This is a genomic window from Vannielia sp. ABF1_015 (assembly GCF_056160745.1).
Genome location: NZ_JBSWXT010000003.1, coordinates 68167 through 91501 on the forward strand (window position 1 = coordinate 68167; position 23335 = coordinate 91501).

The 23335-nt window shown below is 65.4% G+C and carries 33 protein-coding genes; 21 read left to right on the forward strand and 12 right to left on the reverse strand.

Annotation, left to right across the window (positions count from 1 at the left end; translation table 11 throughout):
• Window positions 1-145 precede the first annotated feature (145 nt).
• On the forward strand, window positions 146-553 hold the full coding sequence (locus tag ACXAG6_RS17500; RefSeq protein ID WP_475339154.1) for a VOC family protein: 408 nt from the start codon (window positions 146-148) through the stop codon (window positions 551-553).
• A gap of 3 nt (window positions 554-556) precedes the next feature.
• Window positions 557-1273 carry a helix-turn-helix transcriptional regulator gene (locus tag ACXAG6_RS17505; protein ID WP_475339155.1) on the forward strand — a complete coding sequence of 239 codons (717 nt, stop codon included), beginning with the start codon at window positions 557-559 and terminating at the stop codon, window positions 1271-1273.
• On the opposite strand, the gene ACXAG6_RS17510 is transcribed toward ACXAG6_RS17505, so the two are convergent.
• The 11 genes from ACXAG6_RS17510 to ACXAG6_RS17560 form a co-directional block, all read right to left on the reverse strand.
• On the reverse strand, window positions 1270-1845 hold the full coding sequence (locus ACXAG6_RS17510; RefSeq protein WP_475339156.1) for a pseudouridine synthase: 576 nt from the start codon (window positions 1843-1845) through the stop codon (window positions 1270-1272). The genes ACXAG6_RS17505 and ACXAG6_RS17510 overlap by 4 nt on opposite strands.
• 79 nt (window positions 1846-1924) lie before the next feature.
• Window positions 1925-4750, reverse strand: a complete 2826-nt coding sequence (polA, locus tag ACXAG6_RS17515; RefSeq protein WP_475339157.1) for a DNA polymerase I — start codon at window positions 4748-4750, stop codon at window positions 1925-1927.
• An 82-nt stretch (window positions 4751-4832) separates the two neighbouring features.
• Window positions 4833-5534 carry a DUF2459 domain-containing protein gene (locus ACXAG6_RS17520; RefSeq protein WP_475339158.1) on the reverse strand — a complete coding sequence of 234 codons (702 nt, stop codon included), beginning with the start codon at window positions 5532-5534 and terminating at the stop codon, window positions 4833-4835.
• 93 nt (window positions 5535-5627) lie between these two features.
• Window positions 5628-6293, reverse strand: a complete 666-nt coding sequence (gene trhA / locus ACXAG6_RS17525) for a PAQR family membrane homeostasis protein TrhA (protein WP_475339159.1) — start codon at window positions 6291-6293, stop codon at window positions 5628-5630.
• A 105-nt stretch (window positions 6294-6398) separates the two neighbouring features.
• A complete protein-coding gene (locus tag ACXAG6_RS17530) occupies window positions 6399-6836 on the reverse strand; it encodes a hypothetical protein (RefSeq protein WP_475339160.1) in 438 nt (145 codons plus the stop codon).
• A 29-nt stretch (window positions 6837-6865) separates the two neighbouring features.
• Window positions 6866-7246 carry a hypothetical protein gene (locus ACXAG6_RS17535; RefSeq protein ID WP_475339161.1) on the reverse strand — a complete coding sequence of 127 codons (381 nt, stop codon included), beginning with the start codon at window positions 7244-7246 and terminating at the stop codon, window positions 6866-6868.
• A gap of 114 nt (window positions 7247-7360) precedes the next feature.
• Window positions 7361-7927, reverse strand: a complete 567-nt coding sequence (locus tag ACXAG6_RS17540; protein ID WP_475339162.1) for a F0F1 ATP synthase subunit B — start codon at window positions 7925-7927, stop codon at window positions 7361-7363.
• Window positions 7927-8508 carry a F0F1 ATP synthase subunit B' gene (locus ACXAG6_RS17545; protein ID WP_475339164.1) on the reverse strand — a complete coding sequence of 194 codons (582 nt, stop codon included), beginning with the start codon at window positions 8506-8508 and terminating at the stop codon, window positions 7927-7929. Before ACXAG6_RS17545 ends, ACXAG6_RS17540 begins: the two co-directional genes overlap by 1 nt.
• Before the next feature lie 80 nt (window positions 8509-8588).
• Complete coding sequence (locus tag ACXAG6_RS17550; protein WP_140015448.1) at window positions 8589-8825, reverse strand: F0F1 ATP synthase subunit C; 237 nt, start codon at window positions 8823-8825, stop codon at window positions 8589-8591.
• A gap of 56 nt (window positions 8826-8881) precedes the next feature.
• On the reverse strand, window positions 8882-9658 hold the full coding sequence (locus tag ACXAG6_RS17555; RefSeq protein ID WP_475339165.1) for a F0F1 ATP synthase subunit A: 777 nt from the start codon (window positions 9656-9658) through the stop codon (window positions 8882-8884).
• Window position 9659: 1 nt separating this feature from the next.
• Window positions 9660-9986, reverse strand: a complete 327-nt coding sequence (locus ACXAG6_RS17560) for an AtpZ/AtpI family protein (RefSeq protein WP_140015450.1) — start codon at window positions 9984-9986, stop codon at window positions 9660-9662.
• Window positions 9987-10191: 205 nt separating this feature from the next.
• On the opposite strand from ACXAG6_RS17560, the gene ACXAG6_RS17565 reads away from it, so the two are divergent.
• On the forward strand, window positions 10192-10539 hold the full coding sequence (locus ACXAG6_RS17565) for an ArsR/SmtB family transcription factor (protein ID WP_475339167.1): 348 nt from the start codon (window positions 10192-10194) through the stop codon (window positions 10537-10539).
• 83 nt (window positions 10540-10622) lie between these two features.
• Here ACXAG6_RS17565 and ACXAG6_RS17570 read toward each other — a convergent pair whose 3' ends face one another.
• Window positions 10623-11507 carry a LysR family transcriptional regulator gene (locus ACXAG6_RS17570; RefSeq protein WP_475339168.1) on the reverse strand — a complete coding sequence of 295 codons (885 nt, stop codon included), beginning with the start codon at window positions 11505-11507 and terminating at the stop codon, window positions 10623-10625.
• Between the two features lie 331 nt (window positions 11508-11838).
• On the opposite strand from ACXAG6_RS17570, the gene ACXAG6_RS17575 reads away from it, so the two are divergent.
• The 18 genes from ACXAG6_RS17575 to rpmE all read left to right on the forward strand — a co-directional run bounded on the left by ACXAG6_RS17575 (window position 11839) and on the right by rpmE (window position 23000).
• Window positions 11839-12345, forward strand: a complete 507-nt coding sequence (locus ACXAG6_RS17575; protein ID WP_475339170.1) for a hypothetical protein — start codon at window positions 11839-11841, stop codon at window positions 12343-12345.
• A gap of 357 nt (window positions 12346-12702) precedes the next feature.
• Window positions 12703-14196: a signal recognition particle protein gene (gene ffh, locus ACXAG6_RS17580; RefSeq protein ID WP_475339171.1), complete on the forward strand. Its 1494-nt coding sequence runs from the start codon at window positions 12703-12705 to the stop codon at window positions 14194-14196.
• Window positions 14197-14198: 2 nt separating this feature from the next.
• Window positions 14199-14723, forward strand: coding sequence for a GNAT family N-acetyltransferase (locus tag ACXAG6_RS17585; protein WP_475339172.1), 525 nt, complete (start codon window positions 14199-14201; stop codon window positions 14721-14723).
• A gap of 1 nt (window position 14724) precedes the next feature.
• Window positions 14725-15294, forward strand: a complete 570-nt coding sequence (locus tag ACXAG6_RS17590; RefSeq protein WP_475339174.1) for a GNAT family N-acetyltransferase — start codon at window positions 14725-14727, stop codon at window positions 15292-15294.
• A complete protein-coding gene (locus tag ACXAG6_RS17595; protein ID WP_475339175.1) occupies window positions 15291-15827 on the forward strand; it encodes a GNAT family N-acetyltransferase in 537 nt (178 codons plus the stop codon). The genes ACXAG6_RS17590 and ACXAG6_RS17595 overlap by 4 nt, the downstream gene beginning before the upstream one ends.
• Window positions 15824-16354 (forward strand): GNAT family N-acetyltransferase, encoded by a 531-nt coding sequence (locus tag ACXAG6_RS17600; protein WP_475339176.1) that lies wholly within the window; start codon window positions 15824-15826, stop codon window positions 16352-16354. The genes ACXAG6_RS17595 and ACXAG6_RS17600 overlap by 4 nt, the downstream gene beginning before the upstream one ends.
• On the forward strand, window positions 16351-17022 hold the full coding sequence (locus ACXAG6_RS17605) for a GNAT family N-acetyltransferase (protein WP_475339177.1): 672 nt from the start codon (window positions 16351-16353) through the stop codon (window positions 17020-17022). Before ACXAG6_RS17600 ends, ACXAG6_RS17605 begins: the two co-directional genes overlap by 4 nt.
• Window positions 17015-17329 carry a chorismate mutase gene (locus tag ACXAG6_RS17610; protein WP_140015460.1) on the forward strand — a complete coding sequence of 105 codons (315 nt, stop codon included), beginning with the start codon at window positions 17015-17017 and terminating at the stop codon, window positions 17327-17329. The genes ACXAG6_RS17605 and ACXAG6_RS17610 overlap by 8 nt, the downstream gene beginning before the upstream one ends.
• 46 nt (window positions 17330-17375) lie before the next feature.
• The gene (rpsP, locus tag ACXAG6_RS17615; protein WP_475339179.1) at window positions 17376-17786 is read left to right on the forward strand and encodes a 30S ribosomal protein S16; all 411 of its coding nucleotides are present in this window, start codon (window positions 17376-17378) and stop codon (window positions 17784-17786) included.
• 6 nt (window positions 17787-17792) lie between these two features.
• Entirely contained in the window at window positions 17793-18590 is a 798-nt protein-coding gene (locus ACXAG6_RS17620) for a hypothetical protein (protein ID WP_475339180.1), read from the forward strand.
• Window positions 18591-18622: 32 nt separating this feature from the next.
• Complete coding sequence (locus ACXAG6_RS17625) at window positions 18623-18841, forward strand: hypothetical protein (protein WP_475339181.1); 219 nt, start codon at window positions 18623-18625, stop codon at window positions 18839-18841.
• Entirely contained in the window at window positions 18838-19341 is a 504-nt protein-coding gene (gene rimM, locus ACXAG6_RS17630) for a ribosome maturation factor RimM (RefSeq protein WP_475339183.1), read from the forward strand. Before ACXAG6_RS17625 ends, rimM begins: the two co-directional genes overlap by 4 nt.
• Before the next feature lie 3 nt (window positions 19342-19344).
• The gene (locus tag ACXAG6_RS17635) at window positions 19345-19743 is read left to right on the forward strand and encodes a hypothetical protein (RefSeq protein ID WP_475339184.1); all 399 of its coding nucleotides are present in this window, start codon (window positions 19345-19347) and stop codon (window positions 19741-19743) included.
• Between the two features lie 87 nt (window positions 19744-19830).
• The gene (gene trmD, locus ACXAG6_RS17640; RefSeq protein WP_475339185.1) at window positions 19831-20634 is read left to right on the forward strand and encodes a tRNA (guanosine(37)-N1)-methyltransferase TrmD; all 804 of its coding nucleotides are present in this window, start codon (window positions 19831-19833) and stop codon (window positions 20632-20634) included.
• A 134-nt stretch (window positions 20635-20768) separates the two neighbouring features.
• Window positions 20769-21587, forward strand: coding sequence for a hypothetical protein (locus ACXAG6_RS17645; RefSeq protein WP_475339186.1), 819 nt, complete (start codon window positions 20769-20771; stop codon window positions 21585-21587).
• Window positions 21588-21756: 169 nt separating this feature from the next.
• Window positions 21757-21951: a hypothetical protein gene (locus ACXAG6_RS17650; RefSeq protein WP_475339188.1), complete on the forward strand. Its 195-nt coding sequence runs from the start codon at window positions 21757-21759 to the stop codon at window positions 21949-21951.
• Window positions 21952-22374: 423 nt separating this feature from the next.
• Entirely contained in the window at window positions 22375-22767 is a 393-nt protein-coding gene (gene rplS, locus ACXAG6_RS17655; protein ID WP_140015468.1) for a 50S ribosomal protein L19, read from the forward strand.
• A gap of 11 nt (window positions 22768-22778) precedes the next feature.
• Window positions 22779-23000 carry a 50S ribosomal protein L31 gene (gene rpmE / locus ACXAG6_RS17660; RefSeq protein WP_140015469.1) on the forward strand — a complete coding sequence of 74 codons (222 nt, stop codon included), beginning with the start codon at window positions 22779-22781 and terminating at the stop codon, window positions 22998-23000.
• The last annotated feature ends 335 nt before the right edge of the window (window positions 23001-23335 follow it).

The following is a 23335-nucleotide window of genomic DNA, read 5'->3' on the forward strand; positions in this document are numbered from 1 at the left end:
CGCGTTACATTTTTTGCGTGAGTATTTTTGGCAAGAAAATGAACAGGTTGCGCGAAAGTGGCGTGGGGCTGACAGGCTCCTGACAGGTAGGTGTCAGGAGGGGGGTGCGATGATGAGGTATCGAAACCCTATGAGGACATCTGCCATGACCGATACCATGACCAACCCCGCCGTTGATGCCGCCCTCCCCGACGATGCGCTCGTCTGGTGCGAGATCCCCGTGACCGACCTCGACGCCGCAATGGCCTACTATGGCGCGGTGCTGGGCCACCCGCTGGAGAAGGACGAGAGCGGCCCCAACCCCACCGCCATGCTGCCGGTGAAATCGCCGATGGATGGGGTGGCCGGCCATCTCTACCCCGGCAAACCGGCGGGCGATGGCTCGGGCGTAACGGCACACCTGGCCGTGCCCGCGCTTGAGGCGGCGCTGGAGCGGGTGATGGAGGCCGGGGGAAAGGTGCTGCCGGGGATTATTCCCATTCCTTCCGGCCGGTTTGCCTATACGATTGATCCAGATGGAAATTCCATCGGGTTGTTCGAGACCAAGGATTGAGTGATGCGCCGCGCTGATCGCCTGTTTCAGATCGTCCAGCTGCTCCGAGGGGGGCGGCTGGTGACGGCGCGGATGTTGGCCGAGCGGCTGGAGGTGAGCGAGCGCACGATTTACCGCGACATCGCCGATCTCGTCGGCTCCGGTGTGCCGATCGAGGGCGAGGCGGGCGTGGGGTATCTGATGCGCGCCGGGTTTGACCTGCCGCCGCTGATGTTCAACCGCAGTGAGATTGTTGCGCTGGTGGCCGGGGCGCGGCTGATCCGGGCATGGGGCGGGCTGGAGATGGCCGAGGCCGCCGAGGAGGCGCTGGTGAAGATCTCCGCGGTGCTGCCCGAGGCCGAGCGCGACAAGGCGGCGGGCTTGCAGATCCACGCGTTTTCAATGCCCTACCTGATGGATGATGACACGCGGCGGCGGCTGGACGCGATTGAGCGGGCGGTGGATGCGCGCGAGCGGCTGGTGCTGGAATACGGCGATGCCGAGGGGGCGCAGACGGCCCGGGTGGTGCGGCCTCTGAGCCTGATCTTCTGGGGCCGGACGTGGACGCTGATCGGCTGGTGCGAGCTGCGCGATGATTTTCGGATGTTTCGGGTGGACCGGGTGAAGGGCATGGAGACGGGTGAGCGCTTCCGCATCGAGCCAGGCAAGAGCCTGCAGGATTTTTACCGGATGGAACGGCACCGCGGCGGGTTTGACGAGCGGCGCGAGGGGGCCTGTTAGCGCTTGAGGCGCAGGGTCTTGCGGCGTGGTTCGGGTGGGGTGTCATCCAGTTCGCGCCATGCGCCGGGGGCGAGGCCGCCCAGCGCCCATGGGCCGATTTGTGCGCGAATGAGGCGGAGGGTCGGGTGGCCCACGGCGGCTGTCATCCGGCGGACCTGACGGTTGCGGCCTTCGCGAATGGTGAGCAAAAGCCATGTGTCGGGGGCCTTGCGGATGCGCACGGGTGGATCGCGCTCCCATAGGCCTTCGGGCGGCGCGATCACCGCCACCTCGGCGCGTTTGGTGGGACCGTCCTTGAGGGTGACGCCCATCTTGAGGGCTTCGAGGGCGGTGGCGGCGGGCGTGCCTTCGACCAGCACCCAGTAGGTTTTGGCCATCTTGAATTTGGGCGAGGAAATGCGGGCCTGTAGCTTACCGTCATCGGTGAGCAGGAGCAGGCCTTCGCTGTCACGGTCGAGGCGGCCTGCGGGGTAAACGCCCTTGGGCAGCCCTAGGCCGGAGAGACCCTGCCATTTGCCCTCGTCAGTGAATTGCGAGAGCAGGTTCATCGGTTTGTTGAGCGCGAGGAGCATTGGCTTTCAGCGTGGTGGGCAGATTGCCCACCCTACCCGGCGCTCGTAGGGTGGGCAATCTGCCCACCATTCGTCCGGCTCAATGCGCTTCAGCCCAGCTGTCGCCCTGCCCGGCGTCCACCTCAAGCGGCACGTCGAGGTGCACGGCCGGGGCGGCGGCGCCTTCCATGACCTTTTTCACCACGGCGATGGTGTCGTCGATGGCCGCCTCTTCGACTTCGAAGATGAGTTCGTCGTGGACCTGTAGAAGCATCTTGGCGGGCAGCCCCTCAATCGCTTCGGGCATCCGCACCATCGCGCGGCGGATCACATCGGCGGCGGTGCCTTGGATGGGCGCGTTGATCGCCGCGCGTTTGGCAAAGCCCGCGCCGGGGCCCTTGGCGTTGATCTCCGGTGTGTGGATCTTGCGGCCAAAGAGGGTTTGCACGTGGCCGTGCTCCTTGGCGAAGGCAATCGTGCTGTCCATATAGGCGCGGATGCCGGGGAAGCGCTCGAAGTAACGGTCGATGAAGGCCTGGGCCTCGGCGCGGGGGATGCGCAGGTTGCGCGCAAGGCCGAAACCCGAGATGCCGTAGATGACGCCGAAGTTGATCGCCTTGGCCTGGCGGCGGATGTCGGGCGTCATCTCTTCGAGCGGGACGTTGAACATTTCAGACGCGGTGAGGGCGTGAATGTCCTGCCCCTCGCGGAAGGCCTGCTTCAACTCTTCGATGTTGGCGATATGGGCGAGGATGCGCAGCTCGATCTGGGAATAATCGAGCGACACCAGCTTGTTGCCCTTCTCAGCCACGAAGGCCTCGCGGATGCGGCGGCCCTCTTCACTGCGCACGGGGATGTTTTGCAGGTTCGGGTCGGTCGAGGCCAGCCGCCCGGTGTTGGCGCCGGTGATGGCGTAGCTGGTGTGTACCCGGCCCGTTTCGGCGTTGATGTGGGTTTGCAGGGCGTCTGTGTAGGTGCTTTTGAGCTTGGAGAGTTGCCGCCAGTCGAGCACCCGCGCGGGCAGGTCATGCTCAGTCGCAAGGTCTTCCAGCACATCCGCCGGGGTGCTGTATTTGCCGGTCTTGCCCTTTTTGCCGCCTTCCAGCCCCATCTTCTCGAAGAGGATATCGCCAAGCTGGGCGGGGGAGCCGACGTTGAAGCTTTCTCCGGCGAGTTCGTGAATCTCGGCCTCCAGCCCGGCCATCTTTTGGGCGAAGGCGTTGGACATGCGGGAGAGCGTGTCGCGGTCCACCTTTACGCCGTGCATTTCCATTTCGGCCAGCACCGGCACCAGCGGGCGCTCCAGCGTTTCATACACAGTCGTCACCTTGGCGCGGTGCAGGCGGGGCTTGAAAACCTGCCAGAGCCGCAGGGTGATGTCGGCATCCTCGGCGGCGTATTTCACCGCTTCTTCCAGTGGCACCTTGTCGAAGGTGATCGCGGATTTTCCAGTGCCGATCAGCTCCTTGATCGGGATCGGGTTGTGGCCGAGGTAGCGCTCGGAGAGCGCATCCATCCCGTGGCCGTGCAAGCCGCCGTGCATGGCGTAGCTGAGCAGCATGGTGTCATCGAAGGGGGCCACCTTCACGCCGTAGCGGGTGAAGATCTTGGCGTCATACTTGATGTTCTGGCCGATCTTCAGGATCGACGGATCTTCGAGCATCGGCTTGAGGGCATCGAGCGCCTCGTTCAGCGGCAATTGGCCCTCGGCGGGGGTTTCATCGGCAAAGAGGTCATCGCCGCTGCCCTTCACATGGGCCAGCGGAATATAGCAGGCCTCGCCTGGTGTGACGGAGAGCGAGATGCCCACCAGATCGGCGGTCATCTCGTTAAGGCCGGTGGTTTCGGTATCCACCGCCACATGGCCCGCACTGGCCACGCGCATGAGCCAATCGTCAAGCTGCTCACGAGTGGAGACATGCTCGTATTTGGCGTGATCGAAGGGGATTTCGCTCGCCGTCGGGTCCGGCATGTCGGAGGCTTCGGCGCCGTCAGAGCCGCCGGAGGTGCCGGGCGTGTCGTCGATCACCGGGGCCTCGGTGCCGAACTGCTCGGCCACGCGCTTGGCCAGCGTGCGAAATTCCATTTCCGCGAGGAAGGCGAGCAGCGCTTCCGGGTCCGGGTCTTTCACCTCAAGGTCATCGAGGGTGAAATCCAGCGGGGTGTTGCAATCGAGCTGGACGAGGCGCTGAGAGATGCGAATGAGCTCTGCGTTGTCTTGCAGGCTCTCGCGGCGCTTGGGCTGCTTGATCTCGCCGGCCCGCTCCAGCAGCGTGTCGAGGTCGCCATACTCTTTGATGAGCAGCGCGGCGGTTTTGATGCCGATGCCGGGGGCGCCGGGCACATTGTCGGTTGAATCGCCGGCCAGCGCTTGCACGTCGACCACGCGCTCGGGCTTCACCCCGAACTTCTCAATCACCCCGTCCACGTCGATGCGTTTGTTCTTCATCGCGTCGAGCATTTCCACCCCGCCGCCGACCAGCTGCATCAGGTCTTTGTCGGAGCTGATGATGGTGACGCGCCCGCCTGCCTCGCGGGCCTGACAGGAAAGGGTGGCGATGATGTCATCGGCCTCGTAGCCCTCGATCTCTTCGCAGGCGACGTTGAAAGCGCGGGTGGCCTCGCGGGTGAGCGGGAACTGCGGCACAAGGTCTTCCGGCGCGGGCGGGCGATTGGCCTTGTACTTGTCGTAGATCTCGTTGCGAAAGCTCTTGCCAGAATAGTCGAAGATCACGGCAGCATGGGTCGGGGCATCGGGGCCGGTGTTGGCCTCGATATACTTGTGCAGCATGTTGCAGAAACCCGCCACAGCGCCAATCGGCAGCCCGTCAGACTTGCGGGTGAGCGGCGGCAATGCGTGATAGGCGCGGAAGATGAAGGCCGAGCCGTCGATCAGGTGAAGGTGGCAGCCTTTGCCGAATGCCATGGTGTGGGCCTCCCGAATGCGTTGCGGATTACATGCCACGGGGCGGCGGCGGGGGCCAGCCGGTTGCTGACAGCGGGCGCGCTCATCCGCCCTTCGAGGCGTCTTCGCGCGGGGCGCCGCCGTGCCACCAGAGCGAGAGAGTGACGGCATAGGGCGTGGGCGTCCAGATGCCTGCGGGGTGGCCGGCGGCGCGCAGGGCCTCGGTGATCCATGTGTTGCAGGTACGGAAGAGGTGGAAGCCTCCGTTTGCCTCGAAAAAGGCGTCGGTGTCGCTGAAGCCCGCGCCGCGCACCACCGGGCCGCTGCGGGTTTTGGCGATGAAGGCGAGGAGCGCGGTGTATTGGCCTGCGCTGAGGCGGAGGCGCGGATAATTGAGCCCTTCGGGCAGCGCCCCATAGACCTCGACGCGTAAAACCGAGGCATCGCCCGTGGCGGCCCGCAGCACGGTGGAGGCGGCAATGTCGCCGTAGCTGCCTGCCGTTGTGTAAAACCCAGCAGAGCCCCAGCCGACCAGCACATGCTGCACGCCGGGTGCCTCGACGGGCACGCCCCCCTCTGCCGCGAAGCCGAGGACGGTGCGGGTTTCGGGCGTGGCCGGCAGGATGAAATCATAGTGGATCGGCCCGGCGATCAGCCCGACCTCCACCGGCGCGCCCTGTTTCTGAGGCACCTCGGCCACCCGCCCTGGCACCAATGCGCCCAGCACCGCCGCCGCGAGGTAGGCCAGAGCCGTCACCAGAAGCCAGAGCAGCCCCCTCCCAAGCCATCGCCCAACCCGTCGCACCGCTGCCACCTTTCCTCAACCGTCCGGCCAGAGTGGCACAGTGCCCTCAGCGCAGCAAACCGTAGGGTGCGCATTCATGGCGCACCACCCGGCCTAAACCGCCGATTGCGCGGCGTGCATGAAGACCGCGACGAAGAAGACGATGGAGGCGATGGCGACGAAGAGGTGCCATATCGCGTTATGAAACCGCATCCGCCCCAGCATCAGAAACAGCGTGCCTGCCGAGTAGAGCCCGCCGCCCACCGCCATCAGCACGATGACGGGGGTGGAGGTGACGGCCAGCAGATCCTGCCCGCCGATCAGCACCGCCCAGCCCATGCCGAGGCACAGCGCCACGCCCACCGTTGTGGGGCGGCGTGGCAGGGCGAAGTTGGCCACCGTGCCCACAACTGCCAGCGACCAGACAAAAACCAACAGCCCCTGCCCGGCCCCGGCCAGCAGCGCGAAGGGCGTGTAGGTGCCCGCGATCTTGAGATAGATCGCCGACTGGTCAAAGCGCAGGAGGGTGCGGCGCCATTCCGGGCGCGGCAGGTGGTTGTAGAGCAGCGAGCAGGTGAGCATTGCGATCAGGGTGGCCCCGTAGATCGACACGCCGAGAATGCCCATCGCGTCGCCCCGCCACACCGCCGTGAGGGTAATGAGCACCGGCACGGCACCAATCGCCAGCGCCAGCGCCGCGATATGCACCCATGCGTCCACCGCCAGCTCCACCCGGCTATAGGGGCGGGAGGCGTGAGGCAGGATTTGAGCGTCGCTCATCTCACTCATTTCAGTCATGTCGGTCATGGCCTTAACCTATGCCCCCGGCGCGCGCCTTCAACCTAAATTGCCCCGGCCTAAGGAAACGTGACTGTCGTTGCCCGATCATTGGGCACAGGACCAGAAGCCGCGGTAACCGCGCGTCGGACCTTGGGCGATGGAAAGCACAAGCGCCGCGTCGGAGCGCACCCCAGACGCCTCGTCATCAAGCGGCGTGACCTCGGCCGCAATCCTGCCATCCGCAAAACGCCCCTCGCCGCCTGACAGGCTGAGGTAGGTGCCATTGAGAAGCATTGCGGCGGTATCTCCTTTGGCGTTTGTCCAGAGAATCGGCACATCGGCCTTGGTCTGGCGAAAGTTGCAGCCGCCGGTCGGGCCATCCACCAGTTCAGCAGCCTCTGCGGCGGTGAGGGGTGCGGGATAAAGAGTGGAGAGGCGCAGGGTGCTCAGCGCCTCCTCCGCGCGCCCTTCCCCGGGGGGCGGATCTGCGTAAGCGCTTTCCACCACGCGGCCCGCTTCCAACTCGGCGACGAGCCAGCGCATCTCGGCAATCTCGCGGCGCTGCGCGGCGATTATTTCATCGGCCAGCTCGCGGACCCGTGCGTCCTCGATTTCGGCCCCCCCGAGGTCATCACCGCAATCGAATGGTGCGGGATCATCGCGCGCATGTAGCTGAGCCCGCCCACCGTGGCCTGGCTGCGGACAAGCCAGAGCGTGAGTGCGATAACCATCGCCGCCCCGGCGAAGATGCCCAGCTTCACCATTCGGCCCTCATACTTCGCCCACATGAACCCCATCATAATCACCGCCATAACCGCGCCCATGAGCAGCGCCATGTAGAGCCGCGTTTCGGGAAAGAAGACGTGCCCGAGCGCATAGGTGTTGAGGTACATCAGGCCAAACATCACCACCGTGGAGGTGGCGATCATGGCGGCAAAGCGGGTGTAGGTCATGCGGCTCTCCTGCGGTGCCCTCTGCCACCTCAACCCGCGCACAGCCCTGTAAGGTTCGGCAAAAAAGCAAACGGCCGCCCCAAAGGACGGCCGCTGCAATGGTTTTCCGGAGGGTCAGTGCAGCTTGGCACCGGCCTCTTCGATGGCGCTGTCGATCAGCTTGTTCGCCTCGGCGGCGCCCATCTGCTTGGCAATCACATCGCCAGCGGCGGCCACGGCCACCTGCACGGCGCGGTCACGCACGGAGCGCACGGCGGCGGCTTCGGCAGAGGCGATCTGCTCGTCGGCCCCGGCCAGACGGCGGGCGATGGATTTCTCCAGATCGACCTTGGCCTGCTCGGCGGCCAGCTTGGCCTCTTCCTTCGCATGGGCAACGATGCGCTCGGCCTGTTCGGCCACCTCGGCCTGCTTGCGCTCGAAGCCGGCCAGAACGGTCTGGGCCTCTTCGCGCAGGGCGCGGGCTTCATCGAGCTCGGCGCGGATCGTGTCGGCGCGCTTGTCGAGCAGCCCAGCAATCATCGAGGGCACCTTGAAGAACAAGAGCACGCCGATGAACAGCAGGAAGGCGATGAGCACAACGAAGTTGGAGTTGCGCAGCGAGAAGAACGGGCCAGACGCGGCCAGCGCGGGCGAGGCCGCGAGGGTGATGGCAGCGGTGGTGAGCCAGTAGCGGATCATCATCACGAGGCTCCTTTCAGCCGGGCTTCCACCGCGGCGTTGACGGCAGCGGCATCTGCCGTGCCACCGAGGGCCGAGACGATTTCGCCAGCCGTGTCCTTGGCCACTTCCTCGACATTGGCCAGCGCGCTTTCACGGATTTCGGCAATCGCCTTCTCCGCTTCGGCAGTCCGGGCCGCAATCTCGGCATCGGCCTTGGCAATGGCAGCGTCCACATCTTTCTGGACGTCGGCCTTGGCCTCGGCAGCAATCGCCTGTGCCTCGGCGCGGGCATCGGCCAGCGCCTTCTCATAGGCTTTCTCGGCCTCACCGGCCTTCATCTTGAATTCTTCGGCCGCCGCGATGTCATTGGTGATCGTGCCGGAGCGCTCGGCCAGAACCGCGGCGATGCGCGGCAGGGCGATGCGGCTCAACACGAAGTAGATCGCGACAAGCGTGACGAGGAGCCAGAAGATCTGGTTGGGGAACCAGTCGAAGCACAGCTGCGGCATGCCGATGGCACCGCCATCGGGCCCGACACAGCGGCCAGCCGCCTCAAGATCGGCGGGGCTGACGTGCTCGGCTACAGAGTTTTCAGTTGCCATGGGCTCTCTCCGGAAACCTTAAAGGGACACCGGGGGACGCGGATCGCTGCCCCCCGGCCGTAAGGATCAGAAGTTTTGCCTCAGACGGCGAACATCAGCAGAAGCGCGACGAGGAACGAGAAGATCCCCAGGGCTTCCGCAAATGCGATGCCGATGAACATGGTGGCCGTCTGGCCGCCAGCGGCGGAGGGGTTACGCAGAGCGCCGCTGAGGAAGTTGCCCACAACATTGCCCACACCGATAGCAGCGCCGCCCATGCCCACAGAGGCCAGGCCTGCACCGATGAAAGCACCCATTTGAACGATATCGCCTTCCATGTCGAATTCTCCTTACGTTGGAATTGGCTAGAAACTTGGTTGTCTGACCGCCGGCCTTAGTGGGCCGGGTGCAGCGCGTCTTTCAGGTACACGCAGGTCAGGATGGTGAAGACATAGGCCTGAATGAAGGCCACGAGCAGCTCGAGCGCGTAGATCGCGGTGATTGCCAGGATCGACAGCGGCGTAACCGCGATGCCAACGGCAGAAAACAGGACCAGCGGCGCGAAGGCTGCAAAGACTTTGATCACGGCGTGACCGGCCATCATGTTGCCCATCAGACGGATGGAGTGGCTGACCGGGCGCACGAAGTAGCTGATGACCTCGATCAGCGCGAGGATCGGGCGCAGCGCCAGAGGGGCCGAGGAGACCCAGAAAAGCTCGAGGAAATGCGCGCCGTTCTTCACGAAGCCGATCACGGTGACCGAGATGAAGACGAAGAGCGCCAGAACCACGGTAACCGCAAGGTGCGAGGTGGTGGTGAAGGCACCGGGCAGCAGGCCCAGCATGTTCGCCAGCAGGATGAACATGAACAGCGTCATGATGTAGGGGAAGTACTTCAGCCCGTCCTTGCCGCAGACATCCTCGATCATCTTGTGCACGAGGCCATAGGCCATTTCGGCCACCGACTGGCTGCGCGACGGGATCACCGCACGGCGGCGGGTGCCGATGACGAGCAGCAGGATCACGGCAAGCACGGTGAGAGCCATCCAGAACGTCACGTTCGTCGGAGTGTACCACGCCACCGGGCCGTCTCCGAAGAGCGGCTTGACCATGAACTGGTCCATCGGGTGGAACGCGAGGCCGTCCTCTGCGCCGTGGGCTTCTGTCGCCATGTCAGTCCCTCTTCTCGTCCTCTGCCCCGCTTGGCGGGGCGTTTTGAAACTCTGCTGCCGTGCGCATCATCACGCGAACACCGGCGGCAAAGCCCAGCAATGTGAACAGCAGCAGGAAAACAGGCAGCGTTCCGAACAGAACGTCGAGCCCGTACCCGATGCCAAAGCCAATCCCCAGACCGGCGACCAGCTCGATCACCATGCGCCAGCCCTGCGAGGCGGCGTGGTAGTGATCGTCTTTCGGCGGGGGCGGCGCGTATTTGGCCCTGTGTGCCAGAAGCTTTTCGTCAAGCTCCCGCAGCTTTTGCTCGTCATCCGAGCCGGCCATGCTGTGCCCCCATCGACAGTTGCGCGGAAACTAGGGAGCAGGGGCGGCAGAGTCAATTGGCTGGATTTCCGGTTAAGACATTGATTTTATTTGAGAGTGCCAGCCTGTCGCAGGGCCATTTTTGTGCGATGTGGCGGCTTAGGAGCGGTTTCGTATATTCAACCAAACGGTTGACGATAGCCAGGCTCCGCCCTACCGCTGCGCCATGACCCTGCGCTCGCGCCCCACGCTCGACACCGTCTTCGCCGCCCTCGCCGACCCGACCCGGCGGGCGATCCTGACGATGCTGCTGGAGGACGACATGGCCGTCACGGATGTGGCCGAGCCCTTCGAGATGAGCCTAGCGGCGATCTCCAAGCACCTCACCATCCTCGCTGGCGCGGGCCTGATCAGTCAGGAAAAGCGCGGGCGGGTGAAGTGGTGCAAGCTGGAGCCCGATGCGCTGAAGGGCGCGAGCGTGTGGATGCAGGGGTTTGGGCAGTTCGAGCCGGTAAACCTTGATGCCTTCGAGCGGTTTCTCGGCGCGGAGCTGGGGCTCGGCGGCGAGGAATAGCCCGTAGGGGCAGCTCTTCGCGGCCCTGCTGCCCCATCATCGCAGCTGCGAAGAGGGCCGCACGGGCCGATGAGCCGCCTCTGTCAGAAACTGCCCGGATCGAAATCGTCTTTCAGATGCGTCAGGATCGACTGCACCTTGGCGGTGCGGTGCAGGTCCACATGGGTCACCAGCCAAACGGTGGCCGTCCACGCATCGCGTGGGGCCATCATCTGCACGAGGTCCGGCGAGCGGTCGCCCACGGCGGAGGGCAGAAAGCCGATGCCCGCCCCTGCTCGGATCGCGTCGACCACCGAGCGCTGCGCCGAGGCGCGGTAGCTGATGCAACGGTCGGGCACCATCTCGTGCAGCCAGCGATAGAAGGGGGCGCGGCTTTCGCGGTCATCCTCCGAGACAAAGCGGTGGCGGGCCATGTCGGCCTCGTCGAGCGGCCCCATCTCTTCGACATAGTCGCGGGTAGCATAAAGCGCATGCGTCAAATCAAAGAACTTCTGCACCACGTTGTCGGGCTGATCGGGCCGCTTTCCGGCGCGAATGGCCACATGCGCTTCGCCATACTCCAGCCGGAACAGCCGCTCGTCTGTCATGAAGCGCATCACAACCTGCGGGTTGGCGCGGCTGTAGCGGGCCAGCGTGGCCGTCAAAGAAGGCGAAAGCGCTGGGATGGAGGTGATGATGAGTTCGCCCGTCACCTCTTCACCCCGGCCCTTGATCCGTCCCGCAAGCTGCGAAAACTGGTCATCGGTGGCCTTGGCGACCTGCAACAGGTCCAGCCCGGCTTCGGTGGCGGTATAGCCGCGCGCGTGCCGCTGAAACAGCTTGGTGCCCAGCCGCTGCTCCAGCGCGTCGATGTGGCGGATCACCGTGGCATGGTGCACGCCCAACGCGTCGGCCGCGCCGGACACCGTGCCAACACGGGCCACGTGGTAAGCTGTGCGCACCTCATCCCAGGCATCTAGGCTATTCATCCGTCGCCCTCCGGCAGAAATCTGTTCACCATCCAACATGAGCCACAACCTTCCTGTTTTCTGTGCGCCCACGCAAGGGCGATAGCTATTCTGAACCGTTCAGTATAGTTTACCACGTTCCGCTGCCACCGCAAGAAGCCTCTGCTCTTTTCACAGCGGCTCAGGCCAGTTCCTGCCAAACTGCTGAACCCCACGCCCTTTAGAATGGTCATGAGCGATACGGAGCCTGCGGCCAATTCCGTCGCATTTGGCACGACTTTCTGCACCGCACAGCCTGCGAAGGCACCGCCCCGGCTTGACGCCGGGCCAACGGCGGGCCTCAATGCGGGATATGGGAGAGGACCACAGCGAAAGCATCACGGCAAACGGCGCGGGCCAACGGCTCACGCTGCGCAGCCATCCGCCGCCCCAGCCTTGGGCGGTGTGGCTGGCACTGGCCGGGGCCGGGCTGGTGGTGGCCGGCCTGCTCTTGCGCACCCCCACGGTGACGCCGCTGCTTGGTGTATCTGGAATCCTTGCCGCGCTGCCGCTGCTCTGGGGCCTGCGCCCCGGCCCGGTCACGGTGATCGACCGCCGCGCGGGGCGCATCGAGGAGCGCAACGCCTTGGGGCGTGTCTGCCGCTCGGCCAGCTTTGGGCAGGTCGAACGGGTGGCCTGCGATCACATCACCCTGCCCTCCAGCTCACCGGATGGCCCCGAGTTCACAATCTACCGCACATTGCTGATCACCGCTGACGGCCCGGTCACGGTTTGCGGCTTCGGCGCCCCCGGCCCGGCCCGCAAACTGAAGACCAAACTGGAGCAGTGGCTCCCCACATCCCCAACCAGCACGCCGTAAATGCAACAAAGCAGAGGGCTAGCTGGCGGGTGCAGCTGACCAAGGCCGAGCCAGCGCCGCTTTACACCGCCTTCACGCGAGCAAAACACCGCCAAGCCGCCCGCCTGCGCTGTGCTCCATTGGCTTTTGGGCGAGGGCGCCCCCGAGCCGCCTCTGCTTGACTCACAGGGCGGGCCGCCTTAAACGCCCTGCAAACCTTCGGAAGTGGCACAACTTCCGGTCCTGCCCCGGTTCAGGATCGCCCCCCGTCAGCGAGTTTCGCCCACGGGGGCGCAACTGCATTCGGGCTTGCGATATGAGCCGCCCGCCCCATCTGGGGAAGGCACATCCCGAAAAGGCCTAAGGAGGGCCGAGAGCATGTTTGAAAATCTGTCCGAACGTCTCTCTGGCGTCTTCGACCGGCTGACCAAGCAGGGCGCCCTTTCCGAGGATGACGTGAAGACGGCGCTCCGCGAGGTTCGCGTGGCGCTGCTGGAGGCCGACGTTTCGCTGCCCGTGGCCCGCGACTTCGTGAAAGCCGTGCAAGACAAGGCCACCGGGCAGGCCGTGACCAAATCGGTCACCCCCGGCCAGCAGGTGGTGAAGATCGTCCATGACGAGTTGGTCCACGTGCTTGAAGGAGAGGGCGAACCGGGCGAGCTGAAGGTGGATAACGCCCCTGCCCCGATCCTGATGGTTGGCCTGCAGGGCGGCGGTAAAACCACCACCACCGCCAAGATCGCCAAGCGGCTGAAGGAAAAGCAGGGCAAGCGGGTGCTGATGGCCTCGCTCGACATCTACCGCCCCGCCGCCATGCAGCAGCTTGAGGTTCTGGGCCGTCAGATCGGCGTGGACACCCTCCCCATCGTCGAAGGCCAGAGCGCCGTGCAGATCGCCAAGCGCGCCCAGCAGCAGGCGACGATGGGCGGCTATGACGTGTATATGCTCGACACCGCCGGTCGCCTTCAGATCGACGAAAAGCTGATGGGCGAGGTCGAGGACGTGCGCAACGCCGTCTCCCCGCGCGAGACGCTGCTCGTGGTCGATGGCCTCACCGGCCAGGTCGCCGTGGAGGTCGCCGAGGAGTTCGACGGCAAGATCGGCATTTCCGGTGTGGTCCTCACCCGGATGGACGGCGACGGGCGCGGCGGTGCGGCGCTTTCGATGCGGGCTGTCACCGGCAAGCCGATCAAGTTCGTCGGCCTTGGCGAGAAGATGGAGGCGCTGGAGGAGTTTCGCCCCGAGCAGATCGCCGGCCGCATCCTCGGCATGGGCGACATCGTGGCCCTCGTCGAGAAGGCGCAGGAAACCATCGAGGCCGAACAGGCCGAGCGGATGATGAAGCGCTTCCAGAAGGGTCAGTTCAACATGAACGACCTGAAGATGCAGCTCGAGCAGATGCTCAAGATGGGCGGCATGGAAGGCATGATGAAGATGATGCCCGGCATGGGCAAAATGGCCAAGCAGGTGGAAGAGAGCGGCTTTGACGACACCATCTTCCGCCGCCAGATCGCGCTGATCCAGTCGATGACCAAGCGCGAGCGGGCCAACCCGGCGCTGCTTCAGGCCTCGCGCAAGAAGCGGATCGCCAAGGGGGCCGGGCAGGAGGTCAGCGAGCTGAACAAGCTGCTGAAGATGCACCGGCAGATGGCCGACATGATGAAGAAGATGGGCAAGGGCGGCATGCTGAAACAGGCCATGAAGGGCATGTTCGGCAAGGGGGGGCCGAGCGAGGCCGATCTTGCGGCGGCGCAAAAACAGATGGGCGGCGCAATGCCCAAGGGCCTCGGCGGCATGCCCGGCGGCGGCCTGCCCGGCCTTGGCGGCGGGGCCCTGCCCCCCGGCCTCAGCGGGTTTGGCAAGAAGAAGTAACCATGCCCTCCGCCCCCACCATAACCACCGAGCGCCTGCGCCTGCGCCCCCACCGGATCGAGGATTTCGAGCCGATGGCCGCGCTGTTTGCGACCGATTGGGCGCGCTACATGGGCGGCCCGATTTGCCGGAAGGAAATGTGGTACTGGCTCTCTTCCGAGGTGGGAAGCTGGCCGCTGCTGGGGCACGGCAGCCTTGCGATCGACCTGCGCGAGAGCAACGCCTTCATCGGCCAGATCGGTCTCACCAAGCCCGAGCAGTTCCCCGAGCCGGAGCTGGGTTGGTGCGTTTGGCCCGAGTTTGAAGGCAAGGGCTACGCTTTTGAAGCAGCGCAGGCCCTGCTGGCCTGGGCCTGGGCCAACCTGCCCGCGGCAACCGTCGTCAGCTACATCGACCCGGAGAATGACCGCTCCATCGCCCTCGCCCGCCGTCTCGGCGCGGCGGAAGACGGGCAGGCCCGGCGCCCCGATGGCGAAACGCCCGAAGACACGGTGGTGTATCGCCACCCCCGCCCGGAGCACGCCTAAGATGCCCGAGATGAACCGCGCCCCGCATGAACGCCCCATTCCCGGTGCCGCCGCAAAGCTGGCCGCGCAGGTCTCTGCCCTGCTGCCGGTGGCCGACACCGCCCGCACCCGCCTGCGCCCGGCCACGCTGGCAGACTTCGATGTCTTTGCCGAGATCGCCTGCGACCCTGTGCGCGGCGCGGGCATGGGCGGTGCGCAGGACCGTGAGAGCGCGTTCCGCGAATATGCCGCCATGGTCGGCTGCTGGCTGCTGCGCGGCCACGGGCTTTGGGCGGTGATGCACGAGGGCGCCTGCGCCGGTTTCGTCCAGATCGGCTTTGAGCCGGGCGACGAGGAGCCGGAGCTTGGCTGGTTTTTCACAGAAGCCTACGAGGGCAAGGGGCTGGCCCGCGAGGCCGCTGAAGCGGCGCGCGAGATCGGCTTTTGCCTGCTCGGCCTGCCCTCGATGGTCAGCTACGTCGACAGCTTCAACAGCCGCTCCAACACGCTGGCGCAGCGGATGAACGCCGACCGCATCCCCTCGCCCAACCCCGATCTCTTCATCTGGCGTCACAAGAGGCCAGACCAATGATCCCGACACTGGAAACCGAGCGCCTTGTGCTGCGCGCGCCCGAGATGGGCGACTTCGAGCCTTTCGCGGCGTTCTATGCCTCGGAGCGGTCGAAGTTTGTCGGCGGCCCGCTGAACCGCGAGGGCAGCTGGCGGATGCTGGCGATGGAAATCGGCCATTGGACGCTGGCAGGCTTCGGGCGCTGGATCGTTGACATCAAGGGGGGCGCCAAGACGGCGGGCCTCGTCGGCCTCTTCGCCCCCGAGGGCTGGCCCGAGCCGGAGATCGGCTGGGATCTGTTCGAGGGCCACGAGGGCAAGGGCTATGCCACCGAGGCCGCATTGGCCGCCCGCAGCTATGCCTATGACGTGCTGGGCTGGCAGACGGCGATCAGCCTTGTGAAGCCGGGCAACGTGGCCTCCGCCCGCGTGGCCGAGCGGATGGGCGCGCGGCCTGACGGCGACTTTGTGCACGAACGCCACGGCACCGTGCACATCTGGCGCCACCCCGGCCCCGCAGACACCGCCGAGGGCGGCATGGAGGCCTACGCATGAGCCGCATGTCCGCCCTGAACGTCCCGGTGATCGAAACCGAGCGCTGCATCCTGCGCGCGCCGGAAGAGCGCGACTTTCCCGCTGCCGTGGCCTTCGGCGAATCCGAACGCTCCAAATGGGTCGGCGGCCCCTACCCGCGCCGCGCGGCCTGGGGCGTGATGCTGGCCTCCATCGGCCATTGGGCGCTGCGCGGCTACGGCCAGTGGATGATCGAGGATCGCGCCACCGGCGAAGCGGCGGGGCGCACCGGCTTCCTGTTCAACGACGGCTGGCACGAGCCGGAAATCGGCTGGTGGCTGCACGACGGCTTCGAGGGCCGCGGGCTGGCCTTCGAGGCAACGCAGGCGGCGCTTGCCTATGGCGCAGAGCACTTCGGCATCGACGGCCCAATCTCCTATATCCGGCAGGGCAACACCCGCTCCGCCGCGCTTGCCGAACGGCTGGGCGCCGCGCCCGAGCGCGAGGTGGAATTTTTCAATGCGCCCTGCGTGATCTGGCGTCACCCGAAGCGGGAGGCAGCCGCATGAGCCAGCCCCCCGAAATCTTCACCGGCAACCCGCTGGAAAACCCGCTGACCGTGCCCGGCCCGCGCCCGGTGACGATTCCCACGCTGGAAACCAAGCGCCTGCGCCTTGAGCCTCCTGCGCCCGAGGATTACCCGAACTTCAAGGCCACGTTCGCCTCCTACCGCAGCCGCTTCATGGGCGGGCCGCTTAACCCCTATGAAAGCTGGATGCTCTATGCCGCCGAGATCGGCCACTGGCATATCCGGGGCTTCGGCATGTGGATGATCCACCTCAAGGAGACGGGCGAAACCGTGGGCATGGCCGGCGGTTGGGCCCCTGCAGGCTGGCCCGAGCGCGAGATTGCCTGGATCATCTGGCCCGAGAAGGCCGGCAAGGGCTTTGCGCTGGAGGCAACCGACCGGGCGCGGCGCTATTTCTACCACGATCAGGGCTGGGAGGGTGCGGTGAGCTACCTCGACCCCTATGACCTCAGCTCGATCAAGCTGGCCGAGCGGCTGGGCTGCACCAAGGACAAGGAGGCCCCGAGCATCGGCAACGATGAGGCCGCCGTCTATCGTCACCCCAGCCTCGAAACCCTGCGCACCACCCAGTTGGGCGACGGGATCGCGCTGGAAATCGAGCACCATATCGACCCGATCTTCAAACCAAAGGGAGGCACCGTTGACTGACGCGACCACCACTCAGGACGACGCCACCCGTGCGGCGCAGCTGCTCAAGGGCCACCGCGAAAGCATCGACCGGCTCGATGCCATCCTTGTCTACACCCTCGGAGAGCGCTTCAAGCACACCCAGGCCGTGGGCGTGCTGAAGGCCGAACACGACCTTCCCCCGTCCGATCCCGCCCGCGAAGCGGTGCAGATCGCGCGGCTCGAAGACCTTGCGAAACGGGCCGACCTCGACCCGGAATTCGCCAAGAAATTCCTGAACTTCATCATTCAGGAAGTCATCCACCACCACGAGGCACACCAATCGTAGGGGCTCGGCCCCTCACCATGACAGCCATTCCAAAGGAGAACTCACAATGGCCATGAAAATTCGTCTTGCACGCGGCGGCTCCAAGAAGCGCCCGTTCTACTCAATCGTCGCTGCCGACAGCCGGATGCCCCGCGACGGCCGCTTTAAGGAGAAGCTCGGCACCTACAACCCGCTGCTCCCCAAAGACAGCGAAGAGCGCGTGAAAATGAACATGGAGCGCGTGCAGTACTGGCTCGATCAGGGCGCCCAGCCGACCGACCGGATCGCCCGGATGCTCGAAGCCGCTGGCGTGCGCGAGAAGACCGAGCGCAACAACCCCAACAAGGCCAAGCCGGGCAAGAAGGCCGAAGAGCGCGCCGAGGAGAAGGCCGCCAAGGCTGCTGCCGCCGCCGAAGCCGCCAACGCCCCGGCTGAAGAGCCCGCCGAGGAGGCTGCTGCCGAAGAAACCGCCGAGTAATCCGGCGTGGCTGACGCGCGGGATCGCCCGGTGCGGGCGCTCGTCCACATGGGCTTTCACAAGACCGGGACGACCTCTGCCCAAGCGTTTCTGCGCGCCAATGCCAAACATCTCTGGCCAGTCATGGCCCTCGGGCTCCGGCAACAGCTGGAGCCCGTTCTTTTTGCCACCCGCGCATTTTCCACATGGCGAGACCCGTTCTCGCTGGAAAAGCTGCGGCGGCGCTTTTCCGACTACCTCGCCGGGCTCGACCTTGGCCGAAAACGCGATCTGCTCCTCTCGTCCGAGGAGCTATCGGGCCATATGGCGGGCCGCGCCGGGCTGCCCAGCTATGGTGCCGTGCCGGAGATTGCCGAGGTTCTGGAGCAATGCATCATCGAGCGGTTCGGGCCGCAGACGGAGCTCTGCTTTTTCTTCTCCCTGCGCGACGCCGGACCTTGGCTGCAAAGCGCATGGGCTGAGCACGTGAAGAGCTCGCGGATGGAGCTGGATTTTGAGACCTTCAGCGCGGCCAACCCGACGGCTGCCGATTTTGCCCCGGTGATCGAGGCCACCCGCGCGGCGGTGAAAAGCCCGGTCAAAACCGCGCGGCTGGAAGAGCTTGCCGAGGCAGAATTCGGCCCTGCCACCCCGCTGCTGGATCTCATCGGCCTGCCAGTGGCCCGCCGCGCCAAGCTGAAGCCCCCGCGCCACATGAACCAGCGCCGCGACCCGGAGGTGCTGGAGGCCCTGCTGGAACTCAACCGCTCCGACCTCGACAAGGAGGCACTGAAACAGGCCAAGTATTCGCTGCTTGGCCGCTAGAGCCGGCACCTGCGAAGAGGGTCATTGGCCCGATGAGCCGCCTGCCGGCCTTCTTCGCGCTGCTTCCCCATTGCCCCGCCCCCGGCAAATCCACTAACAACCGCCCCATGTTCTGGCTCTTACGCAAACTTCTCATCCCCGCCGCCGCCTTCGCCTTTGGCTATGCCGCGCATTGGCAACTCTCGGTCGATGCCTGCGAGGCCGAGGGCGGCAGCTACGCGGCGCGGCTATGTATCGGAGACGGGCGATGAGTGACGGGATGATCTGCGTCGGCGCGATCGGTGGGGCCTTCGGGGTGCAGGGAGAGGTGCGGCTGAAGAGCTTTTGCGCCGAGCCATCCGATATTGCCGACTACGGGCCGCTTGCCACCGAGGACGGCAAGCGGCAGTTTTCCGTCACCCTCACCCGCCCGCTCAAGGGGGCCCTCGGCGCGCGGCTGACCGGCATCACCACCAAGGAGCAAGCCGATGCGCTGAAGGGCACGCGGCTTTACGTGCCCCGCACCGTGTTGCCCGCGCTGCCTGATGACGAGTTTTACCATTCCGACCTGATCGGCCTCACCGTCACCGATGCTGGCGGCGAGAAGCTGGGCCAGGTGCAGGCGGTGCATGATCATGGCGCGGGCGACCTGCTGGAGATTCGCCGCGTTGGCAGCAGTGACAGCTTTCTCATCCCGTTCACCCGCGAGGCCGTGCCCACGGTGGACCTTGCCGCGGGCCGCATCGTCGCCGACCCGCCCGAGGAGAGCTGACCGATGCGCTTGCGGCTCTTCTGGCTTGCCATCGCCGTGCTCTACATCGCGCCTGTGACGGCGGGGCTTTATGGCGCGGGCTGGTGGGCCGTGGCGGGATTCGGGGCGATCTTTGCCCTGTTCAACCTCGCCATGGAGCGCATCCCGCCCCAGCCGCTGCTGGCCGCCGCCTCGCTTGCGGTGGTCGCCGCGCTGGCACTGGTGCTGCTGGCCTTCGGCTGGGGCCTGCGCTCGCTCACCGGCTTTGCCGCCGCCCTTCCCGTCTGGCCGTGGCTCGCGCTTGGCCTCGGGGCCACCGCGCTGGCCCGCCTCGCCTTTCCGCCCCGGCTCAGCCGCGAGCTTGATGCGCTGGTGGACGACACCACGCGCCGCGTTGAAGAGGCGAGCCGGGCAGATGACTAGCCTCACCCCCGACATCGCCGCCTCGATGTGCTTTGCCACTGCGCCCGGCCCTCATGCCGAACGCCCGACCACAGGCAGGATCGTCGAATGAGTGACAGCCCAAAGAGCCATGGAAACAAATCCCACGGGCGCCTCTCGATCTCGGCCTCGCGCACCCCTCGCGACCTGATGGGCCCCGGCCCGCGCCTTGCCACGTCATGGACCGCCAAGATCATCACCCTTTTCCCCGAGGCCTTCCCCGGCGTGCTTGGCCAGTCGCTCACCGGGCGGGCGCTGGAAGAGGGCAAATGGGCGCTCGAAACCCTGCGGCTGCGCGACTACGGCAAGGGCCGCCATCGCAATGTCGATGACACGCCCGCAGGCGGCGGCGCGGGCATGGTGCTGCGCGCCGATGTGGTGGGCGAGGCGCTTGAAGACGCTGCCCGTGGCACCCCGCCCGACCGGGTCGAATGGCCGGTGCTCTATGCCTCGCCGCGCGGCAAGCCGTTTGATCAGGCCATGGCCCGCCGCTTTGCCGCCGGGCGCGGGCTGACCCTGCTGTGCGGGCGGTTTGAGGGCGTGGACGAGCGCGTGCTGGAAGAGTTCGGTGTCGCGGAGGTGTCACTCGGAGACTTCGTGCTGACCGGCGGCGAGATTGCCGCGCAGGCGATGCTCGATGCCACCGTGCGCCTGCTGCCGGGCGTGCTCGGCAACGAGGCCTCGACGGAAGAAGAGAGCCATTCCAACGGGTTGCTGGAGCATCCGCAATATACCAAGCCTGCCACATGGCGCGGGCGGGCGATCCCCGAGGTGCTGCTGTCGGGCCATCATGGCCGGATTGCCGATTGGCGCCGCGAGATGAGCGAAACGCTCACGCAGAGCCGCCGCCCCGACCTTTGGAAGAAGCGCTAAAATCGCCTCTGCGGCCCACGCGCCAATGGTGCCGAGAAACCCCCTTTGCCCCGCGAATTCCTGCCCTTTGCCACGTATTTGCCGGGTTTACTGCTCAAATCTGCATCGAATTCAGACGGCTTTGAGGCAGAACATTGGGCAAACTACTCGAACTCCCCGGATTGGCCTTCGGCTTTCTGGTTCTGCTCGGCTTGGTGCAGGCCTTCCCGCAGGCTGCGGTGACGGTTGTTTTGCCGCTGCTTCCGGTGATCTGCGTGGTGTTGCTGCGCGAGCTGATCTGGCCCGACGCGATGGCCGCCAAGCGCGCCGCACGGGATGATGCGCGCAGGCAGGCCCGGGCCGAGCGCCGGAGGAGCCGTTGGGCCAGCGCCGCCACAAATGCCGCCTCGGCAACACGTAGGGCCGAGCGCAGCACCGGCCCTGCCGCCAAGGCCAACCACCTCATCGTCGGAGGCTGGCTGCCCTTCCTGCGCGCCATGCCGCCCGACGTGGAGCTGTGGGATGACATCGCCACCCAGTTTGACGGGTTGGAGGGCGACCGCCTCGCCGCCGCGTTCTGGATTCTCGAACAACCGGCCTGCGACCGCGCCACCGCATGGCACTTCATCGCCGGAGCGGTGATGGGCAGCCTGCTGGAAGAAAACGGGCGCTGGGGCCGCGAGCGGGCAATTCAGCGCTGGAACGTTGTGGTAACCCGCTGGAACGCAGGCTTTTATCGCTACCACGCGCTGCCGCTGGACGGGCCGGTTTGCAGCCTGACGGCAGAAGCGCTGGAGGCCCGGCTGCTGCGGCTGGAAGCCCGGCACAACACGCAGGTGCCGCGCCCGAAGTTTCCCCATGAGATCGACATGCCAACGAGCAACCTCGCCCACTCCACCCGCTCCGGCTTCAGCTTTACAAGCGATCTGGGCCTCCTGCGCCATCATGAGCCAAAGGCAAAAGCCGCCGCCTGAGCGCACCCCTGGGTGGCACGGCCTCGCCGGTGCGCGGGGCACCGGGGAGGCCACAGGGCAACACAGCGTTTCGTCCCTGTGAACCAACCGCCAAACCCTCGCCACCCTGTTGCCCGGTTTCATCATTAGTTGCGGCAGAAGACGCGCATAGAAGGCCCTGCACCGAGCCGTGAAAGAAAAACTCTCCAATCTCCCCCTCGCCACCAAGGCGCTGCTGGCCACCCCGGCGGCGGTTTTGCTGGTGCTCCTCATCCTCACCACCCCCGCAATCGGCGTGCCGCTTGCGGTGATCCTGCTGCTGGTGTTCCGCCCCGAGCTGCTGAGCCCGCGCTGGTGGAGAGATTTTCTTCGCCAAGGGCCCTGAGCCACGGGTTTGACGCACCAGAGCGGGCGATGGAGGGCCGCCGCAGTGGTAGGCGTGATCCTTGCAATCGGTATCTGGCTTGGCTTCACCCCCACACAGTTCAGGCTGGCCAACGAGCTGCTTGCGGTGCTCACCGTCTTTGCCCTGTGCGTGAAGCCGCCCGCGCCTGCTCGACTGGCTCACAGACGCCGACGCCCACAAACCCCTTGATCCAAAGCCTCCATCCCCCTAAACAGCGCCAGTCTGCGGGCGGAATCGCCCCCGGACCGTTCGGGTATGGGCCAAGGCCCTTCGGACGTAGACCAAGGAACAGTGGCTGAACTCTTCGGCGGGCGCAAAATGGCGGACCCGGTAAAAAACCCGAAGCTCTGAGACACGCCAAACCTCCGTGGCATACCACGGGCAACGATAGGAGTGGATCAGATGGACCTGATCGCTGAACTGGAGGCCGAACAAGTCGCCTCCCTCGGGAAAGACATTCCCGATTTCAAAGCCGGCGACACCGTGCGCGTTGGCTACAAGGTGACCGAGGGCACCCGCACCCGCGTTCAGAACTACGAAGGCGTGTGCATCTCCCGCAAGAACGGCGACGGCATTGCCGGCTCGTTCACCGTGCGCAAGATCTCTTTCGGCGAAGGCGTCGAGCGGGTGTTCCCGCTGCACGCAACCAACATCGACAGCATCACCGTGGTGCGTCGTGGTCGCGTTCGCCGCGCCAAGCTCTACTACCTCCGCACCCGCCGCGGCAAATCGGCCCGGATCGCGGAAGACACCAACTACAAGCCGCTCGCTGATAAATCCGGCGCCGAAGCTTAAGGAGCAGAGATATGAAAAAAGACCTGCATCCCGAATATCACCTCATCGACGTCAAGATGACCAATGGCGACGTTGTGCAGATGAAATCGACCTGGGGCGCCGAGGGCGACACGCTGTCGCTCGACATCGACCCCTCGGTTCACCCGGCCTGGACCGGCGGCAACACCCGCCTGATGGACACCGGTGGCCGCGTGTCGAAGTTCAAGAAGAAATACGAGGGCCTCGGCTTCTGAGCCTGTTCCCTTAGCATGCCAAGCGCCGCCCCGGATCATACTCTGTGGGCGGCGCTTTCAGTTTCGGGCTCCTGCGCGAGCCTGACTAGGCCCCGCCTTCCCGACCCCGACAATCGTTACACCTGGCAGGCAGCTGCCCCAGCGCAAGCCGAGCCGCGGCTTGGCTTTGGCGCGTGCTGGGCAGGTTGAGACAGGGCCACGAATTTCAAAGTTGTATTTAATATATGTGATTAGTCACATTCTTTCTAGTTATTAATTTCCAAATAAAATTTAATTCCGCTCCTCGCCTTTGGATTGAAATCTTTTTTTTTGCACGCTAGCCTCAAGATAGTTAC

Excerpts from the sequence above, each read along its gene's own strand:
- ACXAG6_RS17500 (WP_475339154.1), top strand. The coding sequence starts at position 146 with ATGACCGATACCATGACCAACCCCGCCGTTGATGCCGCCCTCCCCGAC.
- ACXAG6_RS17505 (WP_475339155.1), top strand. The coding sequence starts at position 557 with ATGCGCCGCGCTGATCGCCTGTTTCAGATCGTCCAGCTGCTCCGAGGG.
- ACXAG6_RS17510 (WP_475339156.1), bottom strand. The coding sequence starts at position 1,845 with ATGCTCCTCGCGCTCAACAAACCGATGAACCTGCTCTCGCAATTCACT.
- polA (WP_475339157.1), bottom strand. The coding sequence starts at position 4,750 with ATGGCATTCGGCAAAGGCTGCCACCTTCACCTGATCGACGGCTCGGCC.
- trhA (WP_475339159.1), bottom strand. The coding sequence starts at position 6,293 with ATGAGCGACGCTCAAATCCTGCCTCACGCCTCCCGCCCCTATAGCCGG.
- ACXAG6_RS17530 (WP_475339160.1), bottom strand. The coding sequence starts at position 6,836 with ATGCGCTGGCTCGTCGCCGAGTTGGAAGCGGGCCGCGTGGTGGAAAGC.
- ACXAG6_RS17535 (WP_475339161.1), bottom strand. The coding sequence starts at position 7,246 with ATGACCTACACCCGCTTTGCCGCCATGATCGCCACCTCCACGGTGGTG.
- ACXAG6_RS17540 (WP_475339162.1), bottom strand. The coding sequence starts at position 7,927 with ATGATGATCCGCTACTGGCTCACCACCGCTGCCATCACCCTCGCGGCC.
- ACXAG6_RS17545 (WP_475339164.1), bottom strand. The coding sequence starts at position 8,508 with ATGGCAACTGAAAACTCTGTAGCCGAGCACGTCAGCCCCGCCGATCTT.
- ACXAG6_RS17550 (WP_140015448.1), bottom strand. The coding sequence starts at position 8,825 with ATGGAAGGCGATATCGTTCAAATGGGTGCTTTCATCGGTGCAGGCCTG.
- ACXAG6_RS17555 (WP_475339165.1), bottom strand. The coding sequence starts at position 9,658 with ATGGCGACAGAAGCCCACGGCGCAGAGGACGGCCTCGCGTTCCACCCG.
- ACXAG6_RS17560 (WP_140015450.1), bottom strand. The coding sequence starts at position 9,986 with ATGGCCGGCTCGGATGACGAGCAAAAGCTGCGGGAGCTTGACGAAAAG.
- ACXAG6_RS17565 (WP_475339167.1), top strand. The coding sequence starts at position 10,192 with ATGACCCTGCGCTCGCGCCCCACGCTCGACACCGTCTTCGCCGCCCTC.
- ACXAG6_RS17570 (WP_475339168.1), bottom strand. The coding sequence starts at position 11,507 with ATGAATAGCCTAGATGCCTGGGATGAGGTGCGCACAGCTTACCACGTG.
- ACXAG6_RS17575 (WP_475339170.1), top strand. The coding sequence starts at position 11,839 with ATGGGAGAGGACCACAGCGAAAGCATCACGGCAAACGGCGCGGGCCAA.
- ffh (WP_475339171.1), top strand. The coding sequence starts at position 12,703 with ATGTTTGAAAATCTGTCCGAACGTCTCTCTGGCGTCTTCGACCGGCTG.
- ACXAG6_RS17585 (WP_475339172.1), top strand. The coding sequence starts at position 14,199 with ATGCCCTCCGCCCCCACCATAACCACCGAGCGCCTGCGCCTGCGCCCC.
- ACXAG6_RS17590 (WP_475339174.1), top strand. The coding sequence starts at position 14,725 with ATGCCCGAGATGAACCGCGCCCCGCATGAACGCCCCATTCCCGGTGCC.
- ACXAG6_RS17595 (WP_475339175.1), top strand. The coding sequence starts at position 15,291 with ATGATCCCGACACTGGAAACCGAGCGCCTTGTGCTGCGCGCGCCCGAG.
- ACXAG6_RS17600 (WP_475339176.1), top strand. The coding sequence starts at position 15,824 with ATGAGCCGCATGTCCGCCCTGAACGTCCCGGTGATCGAAACCGAGCGC.
- ACXAG6_RS17605 (WP_475339177.1), top strand. The coding sequence starts at position 16,351 with ATGAGCCAGCCCCCCGAAATCTTCACCGGCAACCCGCTGGAAAACCCG.
- rpsP (WP_475339179.1), top strand. The coding sequence starts at position 17,376 with ATGGCCATGAAAATTCGTCTTGCACGCGGCGGCTCCAAGAAGCGCCCG.
- ACXAG6_RS17625 (WP_475339181.1), top strand. The coding sequence starts at position 18,623 with ATGAGCCGCCTGCCGGCCTTCTTCGCGCTGCTTCCCCATTGCCCCGCC.
- rimM (WP_475339183.1), top strand. The coding sequence starts at position 18,838 with ATGAGTGACGGGATGATCTGCGTCGGCGCGATCGGTGGGGCCTTCGGG.
- ACXAG6_RS17635 (WP_475339184.1), top strand. The coding sequence starts at position 19,345 with ATGCGCTTGCGGCTCTTCTGGCTTGCCATCGCCGTGCTCTACATCGCG.
- trmD (WP_475339185.1), top strand. The coding sequence starts at position 19,831 with ATGAGTGACAGCCCAAAGAGCCATGGAAACAAATCCCACGGGCGCCTC.
- rplS (WP_140015468.1), top strand. The coding sequence starts at position 22,375 with ATGGACCTGATCGCTGAACTGGAGGCCGAACAAGTCGCCTCCCTCGGG.
- rpmE (WP_140015469.1), top strand. The coding sequence starts at position 22,779 with ATGAAAAAAGACCTGCATCCCGAATATCACCTCATCGACGTCAAGATG.